Annotated in this window: 23 protein-coding genes; 10 read left to right on the top strand and 13 right to left on the bottom strand. The window is 55.5% G+C overall.

What is annotated here, in order from left to right; genetic code table 11:
- The first annotated feature begins 68 nt into the window (after positions 1–68).
- Entirely contained in the window at positions 69–467 is a 399-nt protein-coding gene (locus SADFL11_RS21485; RefSeq protein ID WP_134853105.1) for a DUF427 domain-containing protein, read from the top strand.
- A gap of 104 nt (positions 468–571) precedes the next feature.
- Here SADFL11_RS21485 and SADFL11_RS21480 read toward each other — a convergent pair whose 3' ends face one another.
- Complete coding sequence (locus SADFL11_RS21480) at positions 572–1,273, bottom strand: ABC transporter substrate-binding protein (RefSeq protein ID WP_040450997.1); 702 nt, start codon at positions 1,271–1,273, stop codon at positions 572–574.
- A gap of 422 nt (positions 1,274–1,695) precedes the next feature.
- Between SADFL11_RS21480 and SADFL11_RS21475 the strand changes: the two genes are divergently transcribed.
- Positions 1,696–2,652: a glycosyltransferase family 61 protein gene (locus SADFL11_RS21475; protein WP_008193770.1), complete on the top strand. Its 957-nt coding sequence runs from the start codon at positions 1,696–1,698 to the stop codon at positions 2,650–2,652.
- Positions 2,653–2,733: 81 nt separating this feature from the next.
- The gene (locus SADFL11_RS21470; protein ID WP_040450999.1) at positions 2,734–3,597 is read left to right on the top strand and encodes a glycosyltransferase family 2 protein; all 864 of its coding nucleotides are present in this window, start codon (positions 2,734–2,736) and stop codon (positions 3,595–3,597) included.
- A 32-nt stretch (positions 3,598–3,629) separates the two neighbouring features.
- On the opposite strand, the gene hemA is transcribed toward SADFL11_RS21470, so the two are convergent.
- Positions 3,630–4,847 carry a 5-aminolevulinate synthase gene (hemA, locus tag SADFL11_RS21465; protein ID WP_008188948.1) on the bottom strand — a complete coding sequence of 406 codons (1,218 nt, stop codon included), beginning with the start codon at positions 4,845–4,847 and terminating at the stop codon, positions 3,630–3,632.
- 354 nt (positions 4,848–5,201) lie between these two features.
- On the opposite strand from hemA, the gene SADFL11_RS21460 reads away from it, so the two are divergent.
- Genes SADFL11_RS21460 through SADFL11_RS21440 form a run of 5 tightly spaced genes read left to right on the top strand, consistent with a single transcriptional unit; the run spans position 5,202 to position 8,921 of the window.
- Positions 5,202–5,807, top strand: coding sequence for a TetR/AcrR family transcriptional regulator (locus SADFL11_RS21460; RefSeq protein ID WP_040452539.1), 606 nt, complete (start codon positions 5,202–5,204; stop codon positions 5,805–5,807).
- Positions 5,804–6,577, top strand: a complete 774-nt coding sequence (locus tag SADFL11_RS21455) for an enoyl-CoA hydratase/isomerase family protein (RefSeq protein ID WP_008194767.1) — start codon at positions 5,804–5,806, stop codon at positions 6,575–6,577. Before SADFL11_RS21460 ends, SADFL11_RS21455 begins: the two co-directional genes overlap by 4 nt.
- Before the next feature lie 45 nt (positions 6,578–6,622).
- Entirely contained in the window at positions 6,623–8,146 is a 1,524-nt protein-coding gene (locus SADFL11_RS21450; RefSeq protein ID WP_040451000.1) for an AMP-binding protein, read from the top strand.
- Between the two features lie 18 nt (positions 8,147–8,164).
- Positions 8,165–8,560, top strand: a complete 396-nt coding sequence (locus SADFL11_RS21445; RefSeq protein WP_008196160.1) for a MaoC/PaaZ C-terminal domain-containing protein — start codon at positions 8,165–8,167, stop codon at positions 8,558–8,560.
- Positions 8,553–8,921 carry a hotdog family protein gene (locus tag SADFL11_RS21440; RefSeq protein WP_008193609.1) on the top strand — a complete coding sequence of 123 codons (369 nt, stop codon included), beginning with the start codon at positions 8,553–8,555 and terminating at the stop codon, positions 8,919–8,921. The genes SADFL11_RS21445 and SADFL11_RS21440 overlap by 8 nt, the downstream gene beginning before the upstream one ends.
- A 276-nt stretch (positions 8,922–9,197) precedes the next feature.
- On the opposite strand, the gene SADFL11_RS21435 is transcribed toward SADFL11_RS21440, so the two are convergent.
- The 6 genes from SADFL11_RS21435 to SADFL11_RS21410 all read right to left on the bottom strand — a co-directional run bounded on the left by SADFL11_RS21435 (position 9,198) and on the right by SADFL11_RS21410 (position 14,865).
- A complete protein-coding gene (locus tag SADFL11_RS21435; RefSeq protein WP_008191960.1) occupies positions 9,198–9,992 on the bottom strand; it encodes an alpha/beta fold hydrolase in 795 nt (264 codons plus the stop codon).
- The gene (locus SADFL11_RS21430) at positions 9,989–11,050 is read right to left on the bottom strand and encodes a branched-chain amino acid ABC transporter permease (protein WP_008193260.1); all 1,062 of its coding nucleotides are present in this window, start codon (positions 11,048–11,050) and stop codon (positions 9,989–9,991) included. The genes SADFL11_RS21435 and SADFL11_RS21430 overlap by 4 nt, the downstream gene beginning before the upstream one ends.
- 10 nt (positions 11,051–11,060) lie before the next feature.
- Positions 11,061–12,089 (bottom strand): branched-chain amino acid ABC transporter permease, encoded by a 1,029-nt coding sequence (locus SADFL11_RS21425; RefSeq protein WP_008190747.1) that lies wholly within the window; start codon positions 12,087–12,089, stop codon positions 11,061–11,063.
- A complete protein-coding gene (locus SADFL11_RS21420) occupies positions 12,086–12,811 on the bottom strand; it encodes an ABC transporter ATP-binding protein (RefSeq protein WP_008196460.1) in 726 nt (241 codons plus the stop codon). The genes SADFL11_RS21425 and SADFL11_RS21420 overlap by 4 nt, the downstream gene beginning before the upstream one ends.
- Complete coding sequence (locus SADFL11_RS21415) at positions 12,811–13,581, bottom strand: ABC transporter ATP-binding protein (RefSeq protein ID WP_008190386.1); 771 nt, start codon at positions 13,579–13,581, stop codon at positions 12,811–12,813. The genes SADFL11_RS21420 and SADFL11_RS21415 overlap by 1 nt, the downstream gene beginning before the upstream one ends.
- Positions 13,582–13,719: 138 nt before the next feature.
- Positions 13,720–14,865, bottom strand: a complete 1,146-nt coding sequence (locus tag SADFL11_RS21410; protein ID WP_008190005.1) for a substrate-binding domain-containing protein — start codon at positions 14,863–14,865, stop codon at positions 13,720–13,722.
- A gap of 329 nt (positions 14,866–15,194) precedes the next feature.
- Between SADFL11_RS21410 and SADFL11_RS21405 the strand changes: the two genes are divergently transcribed.
- Positions 15,195–16,592: an adenylate/guanylate cyclase domain-containing protein gene (locus SADFL11_RS21405; RefSeq protein WP_008194687.1), complete on the top strand. Its 1,398-nt coding sequence runs from the start codon at positions 15,195–15,197 to the stop codon at positions 16,590–16,592.
- 37 nt (positions 16,593–16,629) lie between these two features.
- Here SADFL11_RS21405 and SADFL11_RS21400 read toward each other — a convergent pair whose 3' ends face one another.
- From SADFL11_RS21400 to SADFL11_RS21380, 5 genes are all read right to left on the bottom strand, one after another.
- Positions 16,630–17,301, bottom strand: coding sequence for a DsbA family oxidoreductase (locus tag SADFL11_RS21400; RefSeq protein ID WP_008193297.1), 672 nt, complete (start codon positions 17,299–17,301; stop codon positions 16,630–16,632).
- Between the two features lie 36 nt (positions 17,302–17,337).
- Positions 17,338–19,218 (bottom strand): monovalent cation:proton antiporter-2 (CPA2) family protein, encoded by a 1,881-nt coding sequence (locus SADFL11_RS21395; RefSeq protein ID WP_008193147.1) that lies wholly within the window; start codon positions 19,216–19,218, stop codon positions 17,338–17,340.
- The gene (locus SADFL11_RS21390; RefSeq protein ID WP_008195020.1) at positions 19,218–19,835 is read right to left on the bottom strand and encodes an NAD(P)H-dependent oxidoreductase; all 618 of its coding nucleotides are present in this window, start codon (positions 19,833–19,835) and stop codon (positions 19,218–19,220) included. Before SADFL11_RS21390 ends, SADFL11_RS21395 begins: the two co-directional genes overlap by 1 nt.
- Before the next feature lie 98 nt (positions 19,836–19,933).
- Positions 19,934–20,653: a glutathione S-transferase family protein gene (locus SADFL11_RS21385; protein ID WP_008189925.1), complete on the bottom strand. Its 720-nt coding sequence runs from the start codon at positions 20,651–20,653 to the stop codon at positions 19,934–19,936.
- Complete coding sequence (locus tag SADFL11_RS21380; protein ID WP_008195441.1) at positions 20,640–21,251, bottom strand: NAD(P)H-dependent oxidoreductase; 612 nt, start codon at positions 21,249–21,251, stop codon at positions 20,640–20,642. The genes SADFL11_RS21385 and SADFL11_RS21380 overlap by 14 nt, the downstream gene beginning before the upstream one ends.
- A gap of 137 nt (positions 21,252–21,388) precedes the next feature.
- On the opposite strand from SADFL11_RS21380, the gene SADFL11_RS21375 reads away from it, so the two are divergent.
- Complete coding sequence (locus SADFL11_RS21375) at positions 21,389–21,760, top strand: winged helix-turn-helix transcriptional regulator (RefSeq protein WP_008195330.1); 372 nt, start codon at positions 21,389–21,391, stop codon at positions 21,758–21,760.
- The last annotated feature ends 54 nt before the right edge of the window (positions 21,761–21,814 follow it).

The raw sequence follows: 21,814 nt of genomic DNA, 5'->3' as shown, positions 1-21,814 counted from the left end.
CCAGAGTTTCGATCGTTATTGCAACCACCCAAGGCACCGCCACATACCCCTCTATCGCAGGATTGATCATGACAGTGGATCCAGTACTTCAATCACCTGCCTTTGTGGATGCCATTCGAAATCCGGAAGATCCCAACCATCTGATGGTCATCAAACCGGTCATGCGGAAGATACGCGTGTTTGCAGGCGAAACCCTGCTTGCCGATACAACAAATGCCATTCGTGTGATGGAGGTCGGTAGAGGCGTTTATGATCCGGTCATCTATGTGCCGGAAACCAGCCTCCAATCGCCCTTCTCTGAGCTTAGCAAATCGACCCATTGCCCGATTAAAGGAGATGCGAGCTACGTGGCCATTGGCGGAGATGAGATTGGCTGGGTCTATAAGACACCGCTTGAGATGAGCCTCCAGCTGAAAAACCACTACGCGTTTTGGCCTGACAAAGTGAGGATCGTCGAAGGCAATTAATGCCGGCGCCTCAGAACAAGTCTTGAGCAAATGCCGTACTGAGGCCACGACAAAGCGTATTGAGAGTTTTGGGCGACAGATCGGCAGACAAAAACCGGTCACGGTCAATTGTAGTTACACGCATCGTGCTGACAGACTTGCGAGTATTGGCACTCTTCGGAACAAGACTGCAACAAACGGTCGAATTCCGACATGAATCTCGCGTAACGCTTATCCAGATAATGGTAGACTTTAACGAGACTGATTTTGAGCGCCAACTCTGGGCGTTCAGATAGTTTCTCACTTTTCATGAGCTCATCAATCGTCAATGACGCGCCGAGAAAACCGTCGAGATGACCAGCGCTGTAGTCACGCCGCATGTCACTTGCCGCTGAATACTCCACAAAGCGATACTGCCCGCTGTTGTGTTCTGCGAACTCCTCCTGCCATCTGCGGCCGATGACATAGCCGATCAGATCACCATTTTCTAGGAAATGCGTAGGTGCGACCCACACTCCCTGTTGCGTCTGCAACAGAGGATATTGTGAGCGGACAAATGCAGTCTGATAAAGCTTTTCAATAATCGTAACGCGAAACAACTCACCATCAACTCTGCCTGAATTGAACGCCAAAATACCACGCCGTCCGGGCAGTTTAACTAGCTTTAGTTCACATCCGAGGTGCTGATAAATAGCTTGAGTCTTGGGAATGACTGCAGCGTTCAATTCTGCGTCTGAAATCGCGGCAACATTGCCCGGACAATCCATCGCTTCTGCAGGCTGCATTCCCAGAAAAAGCATCAGGATCACTACGATGCTGTACGGCATAGGCGAACTCCTCGAGGCCGTAATCGTAAACTCCGCCAATTGCCGTTGGGTTAATTGGCATATCACCCGCGCGCTATTTGGATTTCTGTCCCACAAAAAATCAGGCAGAGTTTGCGGCGTTCTCCCGTTTCCGATCGAAAGAAATTGTCACTGGAAACTGTGTGTGGTAGCTAGCGATCTCTCGTCGGCGGCTAGACTGGCCGCCACCAGTATTTTGCTTTCACTGCGAAAATGGCTTTCCGAGAAAACGCAAAAATGCGGCCGGCAAAATGAATTATCCGTTTCGCGATCAATACCACCGCTTAAGAAAACCATTGCTCCGGCTGTGCGACTCACTCTTGCCGGCACGTCCCCGTTCAGATTTTCTACAGCCTTTACTTGAGCGCACAAGTGACCCTTTCTGTTTTGAAACGGTCGCCCCAATGCCTGAACAAGCAAGAGCGTGGGCAGAAGAACGAAAAGGCGCGACAGAAAGGGAAGGCCTTTACAAAGCGCTGGCCCCCTGTTCAGTCGACCCCAAGATTGGTGTCCTGTTTCACCAAGGGCGCGTGATCTGGAAAACCAGTGATTTGCCGGAACGCGAGCGCAGTCCGCTCTTTTTTGCCCATAGGAAATCACCCGGTCGCCAACTTCCAGAAGCTATCGTGCTTCATCACGTATTCGGCGATAACTATTTCCACTTTTTCATGTTCATCATGAACAAGGTTTGGCTGGTGGAACAGTTCGGCTTGCCGCGCTCGATCCCCTTTCTTGTAAATGCAACATCAGCCAACACCCCGTTTTTTCGTCAGGCTCAGGAACTCGGCGCGTTCTTTGGACGCGATGTTGTCGTTCAAGGTCGGCGTGAGATCGTAAAGGTCGATCAGGCATATCTGGCGCTGCCATTTTTCTGTAACGCGGACACGATGACGTGGATTGCCGGCGCGTTCAGGGATGAAATCGATGAAACCTCTGAACAGTCTGACAGGCCAGTCTTCACGATACGGAGCAGCACGGCCCCCAATGGCCGGTTGTTTCGAAATCAGGACGAGGTCTCACGCCTTGCCGAGAAAGCTGGTTTTGAGGTGCTCGACCCGGCAACGATGACCCTTAAGGAACAGGCAAACAGGTTTGCGAAGGCGCCCATTATTGCCGGTGCTCACGGGGCTGCCTTGACCAATATGATTTTCCGCGCCGGAAAACCAACAGGCGTTATCGAGCTCTTCAGTCCGAGCATGGGCTCTCCGCATTATGCAATGATGGCTCGCGAGTTTGGCTTCTGTTATCGCTCGACGCTTACGAAGAACCCGGAAGGCCGGACGTTCACCGCCAGCACCGAAGTCGATCTGGTCGAACTGGAAAAAATGTTCGACGACATGCTGGCACAGGTTCAAACATAAGAAATCATGGTCCAGATACACGGATACTTGCTGAGCTTTGCCGCGTCCGGGATCACCTGGAAAGAAGTGTAAACAAATCTGATGGCGTCACCGCGAGACCTCACGACAGTCACACGTTTGATTGTGACCTTTAACAGCGCGGACGTGCTTGAGTACTCACGTATCCCGGCGGATGAGCTCGTGACACTCGCCGTCGACAATGCCAGCAGCGACGACACTCCCGCCAACGCTCAAGCTCTTGGCTATGAGGTACTGAACCTCGACCAGAACGTCGGATACGCCAACGCGATTATGGCAGGTCTTGATAGGATCAATACCGAGTTCGTATTGATCGCCAATCCGGATGTGCAGATTTCAACCAAGGCCATTCAGGTCCTCTTGGACGCAGCTGATCGACAAACTGATTGCAGTCTTTTCATTCCGAGAATTTTCAAACCGGACGGCAGCGAGTTCTTTCGCTACGAAACACGGTTTGATCCGCGGGTGAAAAACCGCGTTCCCCCATCAACAGATCAGAACGTGGATACCGTCAGCGGCGCTGTGTTGCTGGTGCGGAGAAAGCCATTCATTCAACATGGCGGCTTCGACACAAATATCTTCTTATATTTTGAAGATGATGAGCTTTCGCTCCGATTCCGAAAACTAAACCAACCAATGCGCTTTGTGGCTGACGCCAGCGCCAAGCACATCGGAGATGGGTCTTCAGGAAATACCGTCTCGGCCAACCGGATCAAGGACATTTCCTTCGGCTGGTCGTGGGGCTATTTGATGGACAAAATGCGGCTTGGAAACCGGTGGATTACGTTCCTGAAAATACTCGGCAAACTGCTGGTCTATGTTGCCAGCTTCCGGTCAGGCAAAGCGCGGCGGCAAATGGGAATAGCCAACGGGTTCCTCAAGAACCTTGCGGGTCAACCCGCGCCGTTCTTGAGAAATTCCAAGTAGATTCCATGTCGACTAAAAAACAGGTCCTGAGATCAGGCGACTGCCCGTGCCAGAGCGCACTGTGACCAAAGATCGTTGATCGCATTTACAAGACGCTCTATGTCATCTGCAGTGTGCAGTGGCGTCGGCGTAAAACGCAGGCGCTCCGTGCCGACCGGCACGGTCGGATAGTTGATCGGCTGGACATAGATACCGTAGCTATCCAGCAAGATGTCCGAGATCCATTTGCACTTCTTCGCATCGCCCACCATCACCGGGACAATATGGCTAGGGTTGTCCATATGCGGAATGCCGCTTTTGTCGAGCGCTGCGCGAACTTGAGCGACCCGGTCCTTGTGCGCCTTGCGCTCGAACGGGCTTGCTTTCAGGTGTTTGATCGAAGCAGCGGCCCCAGCTGCAAGAGCCGGCGGCAAAGCAGTCGTAAAGATGAAACCGGATGCAAACGAGCGAATAAAGTCAACCACGGTCTTGGAACCGGTGATGTAACCACCCATTACGCCGAAAGCCTTACCAAGTGTTCCCTCGATGATGGTCAACCGGTCCATGAGGCCTTCTTGTTCTGCAACGCCACCACCGCGCGGACCGTACATGCCGACGGCATGAACTTCATCAAGGTAGGTCATGGCCCCGAACTTGTCGGCGACGTCACAGATTTTCTTGATCGGTGCAATGTCACCATCCATGGAATAAACGCTCTCGAATGCCACCAGCTTCGGTGCATTCGGATCATCAGCCGCCATGAGACGCTCAAGGTCGGCGACATCATTGTGCTTGAAGATCCGCTTTTCGCAGCGGGCGTGGCGAATGCCTTCGATCATGGACGCATGATTGAGCGCGTCGGAATAGACGATCATTCCCGGAACTTCTGATGCAAGCGTTCCAAGCGCTGCCCAATTCGACACATAGCCGGAAGTAAAGATAAGCGCCGCGTCCTTTGCATGGAGGTCCGCCAGCTCTTTTTCCAAGAGGACGTGATAGTGATTGGTGCCGGAAATGTTGCGTGTCCCACCTGCGCCAGCGCCGCACTTTGAAAGCACGTCCTGCATGGCGTTTGTCACCTTCTCGTGCTGCCCCATGCCAAGGTAGTCATTTGAGCACCAGACGGTCACTTCTTGGGTTGATCCATCTTCGCGGTAACGCGTTGCCTTCGGGAAATCGCCTGAATGTCGCTCCAGATCCGCAAACACGCGGTAATTGCCATTAACATGGAGTTTGCTCAGTCGATCTTCCAGGTACGCATTCACGTCCATGGTGCGGCTCCCTCAATCCGCCAGGTCCAGCCCCGGCTGCTCATTCATTTCCACATCAGCCTGCGTCTGGGCTGCGCGGACGTTCTTCAAAAAGGCGATCCGGCTCGTTTGGGCCAGAGGCTCACCTTATATTCATTCAAAACTGAATATCAAACTTAGTTCCATGACAAAAATCAAAAACGACTCTGCGGCGATACGCCATAGGCTGAAGATTGCCGACGAGTCCAACCCACGTATCCGTAGTCCCTGAGATTATCGCTTGCAGATTACTGCAAAACATGAATACTGGTTCATGTTTTAAGCAGCCGGAATTGATCCATGGGAAACACCGCCGCACCGAATAAGCAAGCGTCCGTGAAAACGAGCGCAAAAGCTGCGAACCCGCAGCCTAAAACCGCACGCGGTGAAGCCACCAGGCGCGCCATCCTGGCAGCGGCAGAACGGGTCATTGGAGAGAAGGGATACAACGACGCCTCCATCGGTCACATTACCAGCGAGGCTGGTGTCGCCCAAGGGACCTTTTACATCTATTTTAAAACCAAGGAGCAGGTCTTCTCGGAATTGGTCTTGGAAATGGGCCGGCTCGTACGTCACTCGATTTCCGAATCGACATCAACGCTGACGGACCATCTGAACGTTGAAAAAGCCGGCCTGACCGCATTCTTGAGATTCGTGCGGGCACATCCAAACCTCTATAAAATCGTCCAGGAAGCCCTGTTCGTTGATCCAGCCGCATACCGCGAGTATTACGCGAAATTCGCCTCCGGATATCGGGTTGGCCTGACAGCCGCCGTCAAAAAGGGTCAGATTTCGGAGGGTGATGCGGAAACCCGGGCGTGGGCTCTTATGGGAATTGCCCGGGCGCTCGGAGAGCAACTGGTGGTCTTCAACACTCAGAAAACCATTCCTGAGCTTGTCGACAGCGCCCATGATCTGATCGCCAACGGCCTTAAGCCATGACCTTGGTAGATACCGAGCACAAAGATGGTGCCATATGGCTCTACCTGAACAGGCCTGCGCGCCACAACGCACTCACCCAGCCGCTGTTGGATGAGCTTTTTGCAGAAATCAGACTGGCTGAAGCAAAGAAACCCGCAGCGCTCGTGCTCTCAGCAAGAGGCCGCAGTTTTTCGACTGGCGGCGACATCAACGGCTTCCTCGACCATGCTGGATCACAAGACCAGCTGGTGTCTTATGCGGATAAACTGGTCGGCTCCCTGCATGATATAATCCTGTCTCTTATTGCTTTTTCATCACCGGTTCTGGCAGCCGTGGGCGGCCCGGTCACTGGCGGTTCAACCGGCTTGGTGCTGGCGGCGGACATGGTGGCGCTGTCGAAAACTGCATTCATTCAGCCATACTATTCTGAAGTTGGTTTTGCCCCGGATGGCGGCTGGACGGCTTTGATGCCCGAAAAGATCGGCACTGCCAAAGCACTGGAAATTCAGTACCTCAACACGCGGATCTCAGCAGAAGAAGCACAGCGTTTTGGACTGGCGACCAATGTTTGTGCCCCATCCGATGTCGAACCGAAGATCGCAGAATGGGTCACCGGGATTTCTCGCCGGTTCCCTCAGACCCATGTCGCGACGCGCCAAAACGTTTGGGATGAACCGCGCCGGCAACTCGTGAAAGAACGGCTTGATCGGGAAAAGGCCAGGTTTCTCGTCCTGATCGCCAGACCGGAAACGCTCGCCGGCATGCAAGAGTTTACAAAACAAAGCGCCTGAGTTTCAGCTCCAATGCTGACCAGGATCCAAGTGTTGGGAGGACACATGGAGTTCTTGACCGATATGGCCGCCAAGCGGGCGGAACTGACGCCTGACGCATTGGCCTTTACAGATCATGACAGCGGGCTCGCCTACACATTTTCCGATATCAATGTTCGCGCAAATCAGCTGGCCAACCGCCTGCTCGAAAATGGCTTGTCACGTGGCGATCGGATGGCGGTGCTTTGTCACAATCATCCCGATTTCTTTGTTCTGCTGTTTGCCGCTCAGAAGTCCGGAGTATTGTTGGTGCCGCTCAACTGGCGCCAGCCCGTCGCCGAACTCCAACAAGTTTTACATGCCTCCAAGTCCAAGGTTCTGTTTCACGACGACGCCTTCGCCGTGGCCGCACAAGGCCTTGCAGCTAACACTGGTCTGGAGCTGGTTCCGGTCGGCGCGAATGACGATGGCAAGAGCGCGCTCAATCAATATCTTGAGGGCACTACACCTTCCGCACCCAACGAAGCCGCCATCAAGGCAAGCGCGCCCTGGTATCTGCTGTACACGTCCGGAACCACAGGTCTGCCCAAGGCGGTTATCCAAACTTCCGGCATGGCCACCGCCAACATGATCAACTACTGCCAGGCGACCGGCCTCAGCACGCACGAAACAGGCGTCAACTTCCTGCCGCTGTTTCATACGGCCGGGATCAATCTGCCGACGTTGCCGATCTTTCTGAATGGTGGGTCTTCGACGGTGCTGCGCAAGTTTGACCCCGATGTTGTGCTTGACCTGGTGAATACGGGCAAGGTTACCGCGTTCTTCGGCGTTCCGGCAATTTACCAGGCCCTTGCACTGGCCAACACCGTCGCCAGTTCGGATTTTTCAAAAGTGCGCTCACTCGGCTGCGGCGGCGCACCCGTTCCAAAGCACCTTCTGGTCGACTTTCAAAAACGTGGTGTCACGATCTGCAACGGCATGGGCATGACAGAAACCGGTCCAACCGTCTTCCTGATGGATAAGGGCAAAGCTGCAGACAAGATCGGCTCCGTTGGCAAGGCCCAGATTATGACCGATGTCCGCCTGCAGTCTTCAGATGGCACTGTCATTAACGGTGCGGGCGAAGGCGAGGTTCAATTTCGCGGTCCCAATATCACACCCGGCTACATGGACAATAAGGAAGCAACCCTTGCGACCTTCACCGTTGATGGCTGGCTGAAGTCCGGTGACATCGCCCGCAGGGATGATGACGGCTACTACTACATCGTCGACCGGATCAAGGACATGTACATCTCCGGCGGCGAGAATGTTTACCCGGCCGAGGTCGAAAAGGTTCTGGATGCTCATCCGGCCATTCTGGAAGCTGTCGTTATCGGCGTTCCGGACGAGAAATGGGGCGAGGTTGGCGCGGCTTTCCTGGTGCCCCGTCCGGGCGAGGAGATCGACACCACAGCCCTACCCGGCTGGTGCCGGGATCATCTTGCCCCTTACAAAATCCCGAAAACCTTCACCGTTTCTGACGATTTGCCACGCACGGCCGCTGGCAAGGTCCGCAAAAACATACTCAAAGACAGTTTTCTTCAAAAATAATCCGAGGAGGCCTGAGCGATGAGCCTGATTGACAAAGCACCGGTAACGGCAACCTTCACCTGGACGCCAACCCAGGCCGAATTCGATGCCTTTGCAAAACTCTCTGGCGACGACAATCCGATCCATGTTGATCCGGACTTCTCGGCGCGCACGCGGTTCGGCAGAACGGTCTCGCACGGTATGCTGCTCTACACCCGGGTCTTCGGGCATTTGCAGGAGCTCTACCCAGGTCGCGCGCATGCGGTGCAAAACCTGATGTTCCCCAACCCGTCCTATGCCGGTGAAGAACTGACGCTGCAGTTTTCCGAAACTGCCGAAATGCCTGGAGAGATCCAGATTGAAATCTCAAGAACAGCAGATGGGGCTGTCACCCTGTCCGGAAGCTGCGAACTGACGGAGGCGCGTGATGTTTGAAGTCGGTCAACGCGACGAGATCAAACGGTCCTACACGGTTACCGACATGGCGGATTTTGCTGCCCTTGCCGGCCCAAAATCAGTTGCGCCCGAGACTGTTCCCGGCCCACTGATCGGTGGTCTCTTTTCCTATCTCCTCGGCGTCAAATTGCCCGGCCGAGGCACGAATTATCTCAAGCAGAGCCTTGAGTTCCTGATGCCCGCGCCGGTTGGTGAAGAACTCACAGCTTCGGTCACCATCACCCGCCTTCGACCTGAGAAACATCTGGTGGACCTTGAAACCGTTTGCGAGACCGCCAACGGCACCCGCATCTGCCAGGGCCGCGCCCTGGTCTATGTCGAGGATGTGGGTAAGGGGTGATAGCCACGTTTCTCTCCTTTATGCCAATGCTTTGACACAAGCAGTCCGGCTGCGGGCTCAAACTTTCCTATGCCGATACGGATCGCTGGATTGGATCCCCGTACACGGCGGGGATGACCGCGGAAGGAGAAGGCACGAAATTGCCAAGCCCACAATCGTCACCCCGGACGTGTTCCGAGGCCTACTTGTTTCAAGAGCACCGGGCAAGAGTCGCAGCCAAAGCCACGCCAACAGGCCTTAACCCCGTGCCATACGGGAATGGCCGAAGATGCCGCGTTACCGATTCAATTCACCCAAAACCAAGGCCTGGAACTTCTCCGGCTCTTCCAGATGCGGCGCGTGGCCGGAGTGGTCGAACAGGGTGAGCTGAAAGTCCGGGACGTTTTCGCGATGCCACCGATGAACCTCCGGACTGTAAAGCTGGCTTTTTGCCCCGGCCGCCAGGTGAAACGGGACGGGAAAGGTTCTGAGCAGCCCCCGGAAATCGAGGGCCGTCAGCGACATCCACATGTCCTTCAGCAAAACCGGATTGGCTTTTGCGATTTCTCCGCTCGCATAGTCCAACAAGCCCGGGCACGGTTCGCTGTCAGCTGCAAACATGCGCCGTGCGATCCGGCGCGGTAGACGCTGCCAGTCGGCGGTGATCGTGTTGATAAAATGGGTATTCTGGCCGGCGGTCAAACCGCTGCGTGTTCCGTTATGCCAGCCCGCATCGTTCAAAACCTTCGGTGACATATCGATGGCAATCATGGAGCCGATCCGGTCCGCGCCGTGCCGCTCGATGAGCGCATAGGAAACGAGCGCCCCCATGGACCAGCCGCATAGGACAACGTCTTGAAGATCCTGTTCGCTCAAATAGGTGTGGATGGCGTCTGCCGCCGCCTCGATGGTGCACGGCACACGATCCCCGGTGGCCCCATGCCCTGGAAGATCGGGAACAATGCAGCGGGCCCGCGCCTTCAGGTCAGCAACCTGCCGATTGAAGAACATGCCGGGGCACGACCAGCCATGAACAAAAACAATCGGCCGACCGGCACCTTCATCGCGAATAAAAAGTCCTGATTCCGTCACGTACGCCCTGCCCTCAAGCGCCCCACAATTCCGGACGGGAAGAAATAGACGGAAAGAATGAACAAAACACCGAGCCACAACAACCACCGTTCTGGAGCGACGAGTGTGGAAACAAGGGGAATGGCGCTGGTGGCCTCTGCAGCGACACCCATAAGATTCTGCAAATAGGTCTGAGCCAGAATGAAGATCGTAGCTCCAATGACGGCCCCATATAGCGTTCCCATACCGCCGATCACAACCATCAGCAGGATGTCGATCATGATTTCCATCGACAGCGTCGTCGCCGGGCCTGTGTACCGCAACCAAATTGCGAGCAAAGACCCAGCCAGTGCGGCCATAACCGCCGACAAGACCGTTGCGGTGGTCCGGTACCAAACGACACGATAGCCGATGGCTTCCGCCCGGAAAGCATTGTCACGCACAGCCTTGAGCGTCCGGCCAAAAGGTGAATTCACAATCCGCAGCATAGTCAAAAAAAGGATCAGCGAGGCGAAGAAAACAAGATAGTAGAGCAGCAGCTTGCCATTGATGCGCACGTCGAAAATCTTTTCATCGACAAGTTTGAAGGCCGGTTTGAACTCACGTGGAATGCTGTAATTCAAACCGTCTTCACCGCCGGTCAACCAGGAAAGTTGCGACACCAGAACGGCGAAGGCGCTGGCAATGGCAAGAGTGACCATGGCGAAGAAAATCGCTTTGACCCGCAGGGAAAACAGACCGATCGCGAGTGCAAAAACTGCTGCAACAATGGCCCCTGCGGCCGTGCCCCAGATCATGGACCCGTAGGTCGGGCCGGTCGTCGACAAGGCCAGTGCCGTACCGTAGGCGCCGATCCCAAAGAACATGGTATGTGCGAAAGAGACGATGCCGGCATAGCCCAGAAGCAGGTCATAGCTCGCCACCAAGACGATGAAGATGCAGATTTTTGCGGCCGTTTCCAGCGAGCGGGTGCCGGGAAACAGAAACGGAGCAAAGGCCAGCGAAATCAGGATGACAAGCAGAAGCACGGCAAGCAGACCGCTGCGCGGCGTATCGCCGGAAAGAAGTTTGATCAGCATCTGCAGTTCCTCACTTCGCCTTGACGACCGGATAAAGCCCTTGCGGCCGCCACATGAGCACCGCCACCATCAACGCAATGGTTGAAATGAGCGCGACCTTAGGCGCCAGAAACGCCGTGTAGTTGGCCAGCAACCCGACGAGCAGCGCGCCGATGAAGCAGCCTTCGACGGACCCCAGCCCGCCGATGATCACCACGATGAAAACAAGCACCATGATTTCAGAGCCCATATGCGCGGTGATGGTCTCCTGGTAGAGGCCCCACATGACACCGCCAAGACCTGCGAGCGCAGAGCCCGTCATGAAGACGATCAGGAACAGACGCCGGACCCGGTAGCCGAGCGCTTCGACCATCTCACCGTTCTCGACACCCGCGCGGACCAGCAGGCCGATTTTCGTGTTTTTCAAGATGTGGCGCATAGCGAGAAACAACGCGAGGCCGATGGCAACCGCGACAAGGCGGTACTTTTCAATCGCCGCATCGCCGAGGACAATCGAGCCCTGCAGCGCTTCGGGGCGCGACAGGTGCATCTCGTCCGGCCCCCAGACCACATGGATCATCTGCTGGGCCACAATCAGCCCGCCCATGGTGACAAGGATCTGCTTCAGATGCTCACCGTAGACGGGCTTCACGATCACCCGCTCGAAAGCATAGCCGAGACCGCCGGTGATCAGCATCGCGGCCAGAATGGCAACCAGCAGAGCGCTCAGGTTGAGCAGCACACTTGGCGAGGCGGTCCAGCCGGCGAGCCACGCAAGGACGGTAAATCCGACAAAGGCGCCGACGGTCACAAACGCCCCGTGACCGAAATTGATCACGTCCATCAGACCGAAAACGACGGTCAGTCCGGACGCCATGATGAAGATCATCATGCCCATCGCGAGACCGGCCACGGTCAGGGTCAGCCAGGTGGACGGATTGCCGATCGCAAGCAGCCCGGCCAGCGCCAGAACCGGCACAAGCAGGACCGGCAGCTTCTGCACCAGCTGCTCAGTGGCTGGAACCCTCTCGATGCGCGGTTTGATTGTCGTGTCGCTCATTGGTGCGCCTCCAGGCTCAATCCCATCAACCGTTCCTGCATTTCGGAATTGGCGGCCAGCTCCGCCATGCCGCCGGAGTGAATGATCCGGCCATCATCCATGACAGCGACGGTGTCGCCGATGTTTGAGGCCATTGAGAAGTTCTGTTCCACCAGCAAGATTGTGGTGTCGGTGTTCTTCAGCTGGCGCAAGGCATCTGTCATCGCATTGATTATTGCCGGCGCAAGTCCCTTGGTTGGCTCATCGATCAGGATCAGGCGGCGCGGCTCGATAATGGCACGGGCAACAGACAGCATCTGTTTTTGCCCGCCCGAGAGCGTTCCGGCGGACGAATTCCAGAAACTGCCGATCGGGGGAAAGAGCTCCTTGATCCAGGACAGCCGCTTAGGGTCCATTGTCCCATTCGCCGCCGCCAGGATCATGTTCTCCTCCACCGTCAGATCGGTGAAGATCCCCATGTCTTCGGGAACAAAGGCAATGCCCCGGCCCGCGATGGCCGGTGTATCCAGCCTGGTGATGTTGTGATCGGCGAAATGGATCTCGCCCTGACTGGCCGTCCAGAGCCCAATGATGGTGCGCAAGGTCGTGGTCTTGCCGGCACCGTTGCGGCCGAGCAGAACGGTAACGCCCCCCTCCGGAACAATCAGGTCAACACCTTGGAGGATATGATAGGGACCGATATGCGTATGCACGCCGGACAGGGACAAAAGCGTGTCTGGCATCACGCGGCCTCCGGTGTCTTGCCGAGATAAGCTTCCTGCACCACCGGCAGGGCAATCACCTCGGCCGGGTCGCCATCTGCCACCAGCGCCCCGTTGTGCAGGACAATGATCCGGTCGGCGAGCGAGCGGATGACATCCATCTTGTGCTCGACAAGCAGGATGGTGCGGTCCATGTCGGCCTTCAGCTTGCCGATCAACTCCAGAATGACCGGCACTTCATCGACGCTCATGCCGGCTGTCGGCTCGTCAAACATCAGAACCTGCGGCCCGAGCGCGATCAACATGGCGACTTCCAGCTTCCGCTGGTCACCATGCGGCAGAGCGGACACTGTCTGGTCGGCCTGATCAATCAGCCGGACCTCGTTCAAAACATGATCGGCGCGCTCGATGAGGTCTACATGACTTTCGGCAATGGACAACAGATCGAACCCCTGGCGCGCCTTGGCCTGCGCCACCAGACGTACATTTTCGCGAACGGTCAGCGTTGGAAACAGGTTGGTCAGCTGGAACGCCCGGCCGATCCCCTTGTCCGTCCGCTCGGGAACCGGCATACGGGTGATGTTCTCGCCGTTCAACAGGACCGTCCCGCCGGTCGCAGTGAGCTGACCCGACATCAGATTGAAATACGTGGTCTTGCCCGCTCCGTTCGGCCCGACAATGGCAGTCAGAGTGCCACGGTCAAAAGCACAAGACACATGATCGACAGCAACGTGCCCGCCAAAGCGAATGGTCAGATCTTTCGTTTCCAGAATGGGATGTTCTTTGGTCACGGTTCGAGGACTTCCGGGCTCAAGGACAAAGGGTTCCGGCCAACTGAAACGTTCCGGTTTCAGCTATCAGAATTTCAGCAGCAAATGAAAGGGAAACAGGGATCAAGGCAGGGCGCAACCCGCCTTGATCCGATACGATCACTGGTTGCGGATCGGAATGTTCATGTCTTCGATCGTCAACTCGCGGACCAGCTCCGGAATGCCCCATTCAACATCCGGATCCACCTTGATCTTGAAGTGGTACATAGACTGCAGCGCCTGATGGTCTTCCGGGCGGAACATCATCTTGCCCTTCGGCGTTTCGAATTCCATGCCTTCCATTGCCGCAATCAGGTCTTCGGTGTCCGTGGATCCTGCCTTTTTGATCGCTTCAACAATTGCAAGGCCAGCTGTCATACCGCCCGCGGTGAAGAAATCCGGCGGTGAGTTGAAACGCTTCTGGTGCTCAGCCACCAGCCAGTCATTCACCGGGTTTTGCGGGATTTCATGGTAGTAATAGGTCGCGCCTTCCATGCCCGGCAGTTCCTTGTAGGCTTTCATCGCCGCCAGGATGTTGCCACCGGTTGCGATCTCGACCCCAAAACGCTCCGGCTCCATCGCCTTGATTTTGGAGATCGGATTGCCGCCACCGGCCCAGATGACAAAAAGGAACTTTCGGCCCGGCTCGTCTTTCAAGGCATCGAAGATCCGCTGTGCATTGGCGGTGAAATCCTTGGTATCGGTCGGCGCATATTCCTCAAAAACCAGATTTGCGCCAGTACCCTCAAGGGCTTCCTTGAACGCTGCAACGCCATCACGGCCGAAGGCATAGTCTTGTGCAAGAGTTGCGATGGAGACGCCTTCCTGACCAAGAGCAACTGCATTGGCAATTGCATCCTGGGACGAGTTCCGGGAAGTCCGGAAAATGTAGCGGTTCCAGTTTGCGCCAGTGATGGAATCGGCAACAGCCGGTTCCACGATCAGAATCTTCTCGTACTCTTCAGCAACCGGCAACATGGCGAGCGCCACACCAGAAGACACCGGACCAACAGCGACGTCCACCTCATCGTCGCCATAAGCTTCAGCCAAGGCACCTTTTGCGATGTCTGGCTTCAGCTGAGTGTCCTTCTCGATCACCACGATCTTGCGGCCATCAATTTCCATAGTGCCGTCAGTGGCGTACTCAAGACCCATCATAAGCCCTGTATGCGACTGCTTGGCATAGGCCTCAAGAGCCCCGGTTTTGCCATAGACATGAGCGATTTTAATATCTTCGGCTGACGCACCAAGCGTACTGGCCGCCATAAGCCCAAGCCCGGCCGCAAGCGGGGCGGCCCAGCGTGAAAAGCGGATCGTCATAAAATTTCCTCCCGTTTGCGCAGTATCGGACACCGAACGGGGCTGGTGCTAGTCTCACAGCCAGTTCGCGAAGGTCCGTTCTGCGGCTGCAATATATGAAACCTGAATCAGTATTCATGTCAAGAACCAATCCCGAGAACAGTGCCTCAAGCTGGATTTCCGGAACCTCTCTCCTTTTCGCCAGATAGGCAGAAGAGAAAGGCACATTCGGTCGTTTTTTGTTGGACAGAAATGGTTGATAACTGTCCCGGTTACCGCAATGCGACGGAGCAAGCATGTCGGCTCTCAAACTTACAAATCCATTCCGTATATTCGCAAGGCTTCGCGAGCTGCGGGACGAAGAACGCAAGCAGGCACAGTCCAACCTGTTCTTGTCTCAGGCGCTTGAAAAGGAAAAAATGGAGGGTCACCGCCTTGCCGTTATTGCCCGAACCGTCGCGCTTGGTCTGGTCGTTCTCCTGATCCCATTTTTGAACCCCACGCTCAGCGCCCTTTATTACCAGGCTTGGGTCTTGGTTTTCATTGCACTTGGTTGGTTGCAGCTTCGCCTGGCGAGCGTCGGATACTCCAGAGCGGAACTCCTGCTGATTTTCCTGGACCTGTTTCTACTCACTGCACTCTTTACGACAGCCAATCCCTTCGTCAGCGAGGACATGCCAACCGCAATCACCTACCGGTTCGACAACTTCATCTATTTCTTCATTATTTTGGCCGTGGGCACACTCGCCTATTCATGGCGCACGGTTTGGGCAATCGGAACTTGGGTTGCCATTCTCTGGATGCTCGGCATGATCCGTGTTTCATTGTTCGGCCATGAGGTGCCGGAACTCAGCACGCTGGCCGCTCAAGCGTTTTCAGCAAATCCCATAGTCTTGGGCGAACTGGACCCAAACAGCGTGCAGCCCGGTGTCAGAATCCAAGAAATCGTCGTCTTTTTCATGGTCGCAGCGATACTGGCGCTGAAGGGATGGCGGTCAAATCAGCTCCTCATGCGGCAAGCGGATATCGCAGCAGAACGAGCCAACCTGTCTCGTTATTTTCCCTCAAGCCTTGTGGATGTTCTCGCCTCATCAGACCGCGATATCGGCGCTGTCCGAACACAGGACGTCGCAGTTCTTTTCACGGATATCGTCGGCTTTACCGAATTCGCCGAACGGCACAAACCTGAACAGGTGATGACCTTGCTCAGGCGGTACCATGCCATGGTTGAGCGTGTGATATTCCAGAACGGAGGCACGCTGGACAAGTATCTTGGCGACGGGGTGATGGCCACCTTTGGAACACCGGAGACAAAACCAAGCGACGCAGCGAACGCCCTCAAGGCAACAACCCAGCTTCTCGAAGAAAACGAAGCCTTCAACAAAGGACAGGCGGACCTTGGCCTGGACCCGATCCAGATTTCGGTTGGAGTTCATTTCGGCCCGGTGATCCTTGGGGACATCGGGCCGTCACGACGGCTGGAGTTTGCCGTTGTTGGTGACACAGTGAATGTCGCAAGCCGCCTTGAGGCAGCCACGCGCGACCTTGGGTGCAGATGCGTTGTCAGCGAAGACCTGATGAGGAAAGCTGGATACTCTAATGAAGCCCTGCAGCCCGGTCTCGCCGAGTTCTCCGAACAACAGGCCATCAAACTTCGTGGGCGCAAAACGCCGATCAACGTCTGCACGATTTGAGGCTGCATGGTGCCAACAGTGATCAGGTTTTGTTATGTCAGGCGGCTTCACCCTCGACCAGCTGCTTCAAAATAGCTGCATAGTTGTCAACGCCTTGGGCACCGGTGATCAGGTGCCGCCGGTCGAACACAACGGCCGGAACACCTTGAACCCCATTTTGTATCCAAAACTTCTCTTCTTGTTTTACCGGACCGGCGTACCGCCCATCTTCCAGGACCTTCAACGCCTCAGTTTCATCCAGGCCAACACTGCCGGCAATCTTTACCAGAACAGCATTGTCGTTCAGATCTTTCCCGTCCCGGAAGTAAGCTTCAAAAAGGGCCATTTTCAAAGGATGTTCTTGTCCCTGCGGGCCTGCCCAATGGATCAACTGATGCGCCTTGAACGTGTTGACCATCCGGCTTTCGTCGGAAAACCGAAACTCAAACCCAAGCTCCTTTCCAAGCTCTGTCAATCTGTCCCGTGCGGCCTGTGACTGCTCAACCGTTGACCCATATTTCCGCATGATGTGCTCACGCAGATTTTCACCTTCGACGGCCATATCCGGGTTGAGTTCAAACGGGTGCCACTTGATGGCAACAGAAACCCCGGTTTTTTCGATCGCTTGTTCCAGTTGTTTGAAGCCGACGATGCACCATGGGCATACAACATCAGACACGATGTCGATCTGGAGCAGTTCTTCCATGTCGAGATCTGTCATGTCGGTCATTGGCTTGGTCCTTTCTGCCCCGAGCACAGCGGGTATTTATAGTGTGGCATCGCCCTTTGGCGGCGGGGTCCACCCCCGCTCCGTGCGCTCGTGTTTTTCATCACCGTGATCAGTCCGCATGATTTCAAACAGAGTTTGCGAGTGCGCGCGCATCGCATCAATATAAGACTTGTCGACGCCGCCGTCGTTATAGTTTTCCCGAAGGTCGTCCAGCATCGCACGATCGTGATGCCAAAAGTCTTTTGCTTTGCTGCGCGCCCGGAACGGGTGCATGCCAAGATCAATCAGGGCGCGGCGCCCCATCGTCATCGCGCCTTCAAAGACTTCCCGTTCGGCATGATGAGCCCCCGCTTGTTCAAGTTCGTAGACATGGTGGCGATCCCGTGCTCGCGCAAGGATCCGAACCTTCGTGTATGTCTTCGCGACATGCTCAACAACCATTGTCTGCTTGTCCCGGTCATCTAATGCCGCAATGAAGAGGTCTGCATCTTGCAAACCAGCTCCGTGCAGCAAATCCGGCCGCGTCGCATCACCATAAAAAGTCTTAAGGCCCACTTTCCCAAGATTTTCAACTGTCTGCGGGTCGTGATCGAGGATCACGACATCGTAACCGCTTGTAATCAGGAGTCGCCCGACGATCTGGCCGAACCGGCCCATCCCCGCAATAACAATGCGCCCTTTACGGTCGATTTCGTCAGCCGGTCTGTTCGATTGGGTTACGGCTCTGGGCGCGATGACCTTTTCATAAAGAATGAATAGGGCCGGCGTGAGCAACATGGAAATTGCAACAACCAGGGTTAATGTCTGAAGCAGGGCTGGCTCCAGAACACCGGCGCTCAAGGCAAACCCGAATAGGACAAAGGCGAACTCCCCCGCTTGGGCAAGCCCCAGAGCAAAAAGCCATTTGTCAGCCCCCTTCAGGTTAAAGATTGTCCCCAATCCGAAAAGCAGGGCGAACTTGGTGACGATCAAGCCGATCGCCAGACCAAAAATGGTGACCGGCGCGCCGAACAAGAGGTTGAAGTCGATCCCGGCCCCAACCGTCAGGAAAAACAGCCCCAGAAGCAGGCCCTTGAAAGGTTCAATGTCACTTTCAAGCTCGTGCCTGTAGTCGCTGTCGGACAGGACCACGCCGGCAAGAAAGGTCCCAAGGGCAGGCGACAGACCAACGAAGTCCATCAAAAGGGCGATGCCGATCACCAAAAGCAGGGCGGTTGCTGTGAAAATTTCCCGCAAGTGCGATTCGGCGATGAACCGGAAAACGGGCCGCATCAAATGACGTCCGGCCACGATGATGGCCGCAATCACAGCGAGGATGACCACTGCCTGCAGCCAGCCGGGTAGGCTCGCCAACGCCTCGCCGCCATGCCCGGCACCGTGGGAATCCCCCTGGCTGCCACCGCCGTGACCAACCGCGAGAAGCGGCAGGACGGCTAGCATGGGAATGACCGCGATGTCCTGGGTTAAGAGAACCGAGAAAGAACTCTGCCCGCCTTCCGTCTTCAGCCAGCCTTTTTCATTGAGGGTTTGCAGCACGATTGCAGTTGAAGACAGCGCGAGGATCATGCCCAGTGCGACTGCGCTTTGCCAGACAAGGCCGAATGCCAACCCCGCACCTGCAAAGACGGCTGTGGTTCCAAGAACCTGAAGCCCGCCCAGCCCGATGAGCTGCTTGCGCATTTTCCAAAGCATGGCCGGCTGCAGCTCAAGGCCAACCAGAAACAGCATCATCACCACGCCAAACTCGGCGAAATGCTGCACTTCGGTCGTCTCAGACCCGACGATACCAAGAACGGGACCAATCACAACGCCAGCGATGAGATAACCTAGAACGGATCCAAGCCCCAGACGGTTCGCAATCGGCACCGCAATCACAGCCGCGCAGAGATAAACAAAGGCGTCACTGAGAAGTTCCATCAGACCGCCTCCCCTTTGAGAATGAAGTCGTCGAGAACATCCGAGATCTGTTTTGCCTTCGCAGCTTTTTCAAGATCGAACCGGTCCGCGACCATCGCCTTCAAAAGATCATCATAGGCATTACGGTGCACATTCAGCCGGTTTTCTTCCAACGCTCTCCCGGCGCCGAACATGATAAAAGGTGCCAGAAACCGCATGCCGCATAGGTCCGCTGTCTTCTCGAACGGGGCGAGCAAACTGCGAATATCGGAATGGTTCAGACCGTCGGCTGAATAGGCTTCCGGTTTGGCACCGGCTGTCGTCACATTAATGAAGCTTTTGCCGACCAGCGCTTTGCCATGAAGGCCATAGGCGAAGCCATGCTCAAGCACCAGATCCTGCCACTCCTTCATGATCGACGGCGCCGAATACCAATAGAAGGGATGTTGGAAGATGATGATGTCATGGTTCCGCAGCCGCTCTTGCTCCACGTCGACGCGAATGTCGAAGTCCGGGTATTCGGCATAAAGATCAACCGCTGTCACCCCTTGGACGCCCTTGGCGGTTTCAAACAGGGGCTGATTGATCTCCGACCGGTCGGGCCGGGGATGGGCGTAAAGAACAAGAACTTTGGCCAAAAGACACTCCGGTAAGCGAGGAAGGCGGCCAGCCGTTAAAGACCGCCCGCCAACACATTGAGCTCAAGCTGCTACGGCTGAACCAAATTTTTGAAATGCTACGCTTTCTTTACGTCAGCTGCAAAACGCGCCGCATTTTCCTTCAGAAATGCGCTTTCATCTGCATAGCCCCAGAAAGCTGGTTGAGCTTTCGGGATCGTCAGGGCTTTTTGAACCGCTGGACGGGCGTCGATCCGGTCGAACCAGGCCTTTAGATGGTCCAGTCCATCTATCGAAACCTTTGCCCAAGGGTATGCCCGTGCCCAGGGGTAAGTGGCGATATCGGCGATTGTATACTCATCACCGGCGAGCCAGTTGCGGCCATCAAGCCTCGTGTTCAAAACCGCCAGAAGACGGCGCGTTTCATCGACATAGCGCTTGATGGAAAAAGGTTCTACATGCCCGTTCGGCGCGGCGATGCGCTGGAAATACATGGCTTGCCCCATCATGGGGCCAACACCGGCCATCTGGAACATTAGCCACTGGTGTGTTTCTGAACGGGCCTTAGGCTCGTGGGGCAGAAACACACCGTATTTCTCAGCCAGATACCACAGGATCGCGCCGCTTTCGAAAACGGCGAAGTCGCCATTGCTGCGATCAACAATGGTCGGGATCCGGCCGTTCGGATTAAGCTTCACATAATCCGGAGCTTTCTGCCCCTTATTGGAAAAATCAATAAAAGTCAGATCATACGGGATCCCAGCCTCTTCCAAAAAGATGACCGGCTTGTAACCGTTCATGGTTGCCGCGGTATAGAGATGGATATCAGGCTGCGGCATGGGACGTGTCCTCTTTGAACATTTTGGTCAGATGCGCATCGAAGCGGACAAAATCGTTTTCGATATCCGGGTTTTTCATGACGTCGTAGGCAGCAAACGTCGGCAGTTTCTCAAGGCCGAAAAAGCGGGCATTCATATGCATCGGCATCATCAAGTCATCGACAGACCGCCCCTGGAAAAGGAATTCCTGAGCGTCATCGAAAGCCTCGCGCGGCGCGTTGAATGTAAGGGACAACATGTATGTCTTACCGGTGAGACTGCCGCCCGCGCCGTAGTGTTCCTTTGGTGCCTCGACGGTGCGCCCATCGCCGGCGCAAAGACGCCCATCCATTCCGGCTGTGTAGACATCATCCTGATACTTCTTGAAAGACCATGGCACACCCATCCAGTTGACTGGGAACTGCATGACAATCGTGTCGGCCCACTGGTGATTTCCCACCTCGACTTCCGTGTCATAGTTCTTTGCGGTCTCAACAACCCGGACTTCATCGCCGCGATCTTCAAAAAACGCCTTGGCACGCTCGACCAGTGCAGCGTTTAGCCTCCCCTCGGCAAATGGATAGGGCTGATGCCCGTTGATGATCAGAATTCGTGCCATGTGCAAACACCTCTTGAGCTGACGTACCGCCGGACCACGACGGTGCGACTTGATTTCAGCCCTGAGATGAGCGATTAAGTTACAAAGATCAACCAGTATACTTTTTGTAACCTAAAAAATCAGGTGAGGATCACGGAATGGCCGGTCGGCTGGAGACTGTTGGCAAACGGCGGGTCGTGCTGGAAGCCTGCACGGACCCCTGTCCCATTGAGCGCGGTATGCGCATTCTCGGCGGTAAATGGACAGGCTCGCTTCTTTGGCACTTGAAAGACGGCCCCGTCCGCTTCAACGACTTATCGCGGATGCTGGGAGGTGCCAGCAAAAAAATGATCGCGGAACGTCTCAAACAACTGGAAGAGCGCGGCCTTGTCACCCGGACAGTTCTTCAAACCGCGCCGGTCTCAGTCGAATACGAAATCACCGAGTTCGGCGCGACGGCTTTGAAGTTTCTGGATGAACTCCGGATCTGGTCAGAGAACCTGCCCCAAGACCACTTGGTCTATAGCTGAATCCGGCTACCTGTTTTGCCGGACTTGGCATTTACATAAATCACGGCTTCGAAA

Source organism: Roseibium alexandrii DFL-11 (assembly GCF_000158095.2).
GTDB classification, from domain to species: domain Bacteria; phylum Pseudomonadota; class Alphaproteobacteria; order Rhizobiales; family Stappiaceae; genus Roseibium; species Roseibium alexandrii.
Note: the sequence above shows the minus strand (reverse complement) of the source record. Positions and strands in the feature narration are given on the sequence as shown.

Excerpts from the sequence above, each read along its gene's own strand:
- SADFL11_RS21485 (WP_134853105.1), top strand. The coding sequence starts at position 69 with ATGACAGTGGATCCAGTACTTCAATCACCTGCCTTTGTGGATGCCATT.
- SADFL11_RS21480 (WP_040450997.1), bottom strand. The coding sequence starts at position 1,273 with ATGCCGTACAGCATCGTAGTGATCCTGATGCTTTTTCTGGGAATGCAG.
- SADFL11_RS21475 (WP_008193770.1), top strand. The coding sequence starts at position 1,696 with ATGCCTGAACAAGCAAGAGCGTGGGCAGAAGAACGAAAAGGCGCGACA.
- SADFL11_RS21470 (WP_040450999.1), top strand. The coding sequence starts at position 2,734 with ATGGCGTCACCGCGAGACCTCACGACAGTCACACGTTTGATTGTGACC.
- hemA (WP_008188948.1), bottom strand. The coding sequence starts at position 4,847 with ATGGACGTGAATGCGTACCTGGAAGATCGACTGAGCAAACTCCATGTT.
- SADFL11_RS21455 (WP_008194767.1), top strand. The coding sequence starts at position 5,804 with ATGACCTTGGTAGATACCGAGCACAAAGATGGTGCCATATGGCTCTAC.
- SADFL11_RS21450 (WP_040451000.1), top strand. The coding sequence starts at position 6,623 with ATGGAGTTCTTGACCGATATGGCCGCCAAGCGGGCGGAACTGACGCCT.
- SADFL11_RS21445 (WP_008196160.1), top strand. The coding sequence starts at position 8,165 with ATGAGCCTGATTGACAAAGCACCGGTAACGGCAACCTTCACCTGGACG.
- SADFL11_RS21440 (WP_008193609.1), top strand. The coding sequence starts at position 8,553 with ATGTTTGAAGTCGGTCAACGCGACGAGATCAAACGGTCCTACACGGTT.
- SADFL11_RS21430 (WP_008193260.1), bottom strand. The coding sequence starts at position 11,050 with ATGCTGATCAAACTTCTTTCCGGCGATACGCCGCGCAGCGGTCTGCTT.
- SADFL11_RS21425 (WP_008190747.1), bottom strand. The coding sequence starts at position 12,089 with ATGAGCGACACGACAATCAAACCGCGCATCGAGAGGGTTCCAGCCACT.
- SADFL11_RS21420 (WP_008196460.1), bottom strand. The coding sequence starts at position 12,811 with ATGCCAGACACGCTTTTGTCCCTGTCCGGCGTGCATACGCATATCGGT.
- SADFL11_RS21410 (WP_008190005.1), bottom strand. The coding sequence starts at position 14,865 with ATGGCGGCCAGTACGCTTGGTGCGTCAGCCGAAGATATTAAAATCGCT.
- SADFL11_RS21405 (WP_008194687.1), top strand. The coding sequence starts at position 15,195 with ATGTCGGCTCTCAAACTTACAAATCCATTCCGTATATTCGCAAGGCTT.
- SADFL11_RS21400 (WP_008193297.1), bottom strand. The coding sequence starts at position 17,301 with ATGACCGACATGACAGATCTCGACATGGAAGAACTGCTCCAGATCGAC.
- SADFL11_RS21395 (WP_008193147.1), bottom strand. The coding sequence starts at position 19,218 with ATGGAACTTCTCAGTGACGCCTTTGTTTATCTCTGCGCGGCTGTGATT.
- SADFL11_RS21385 (WP_008189925.1), bottom strand. The coding sequence starts at position 20,653 with ATGCCGCAGCCTGATATCCATCTCTATACCGCGGCAACCATGAACGGT.
- SADFL11_RS21380 (WP_008195441.1), bottom strand. The coding sequence starts at position 21,251 with ATGGCACGAATTCTGATCATCAACGGGCATCAGCCCTATCCATTTGCC.
- SADFL11_RS21375 (WP_008195330.1), top strand. The coding sequence starts at position 21,389 with ATGGCCGGTCGGCTGGAGACTGTTGGCAAACGGCGGGTCGTGCTGGAA.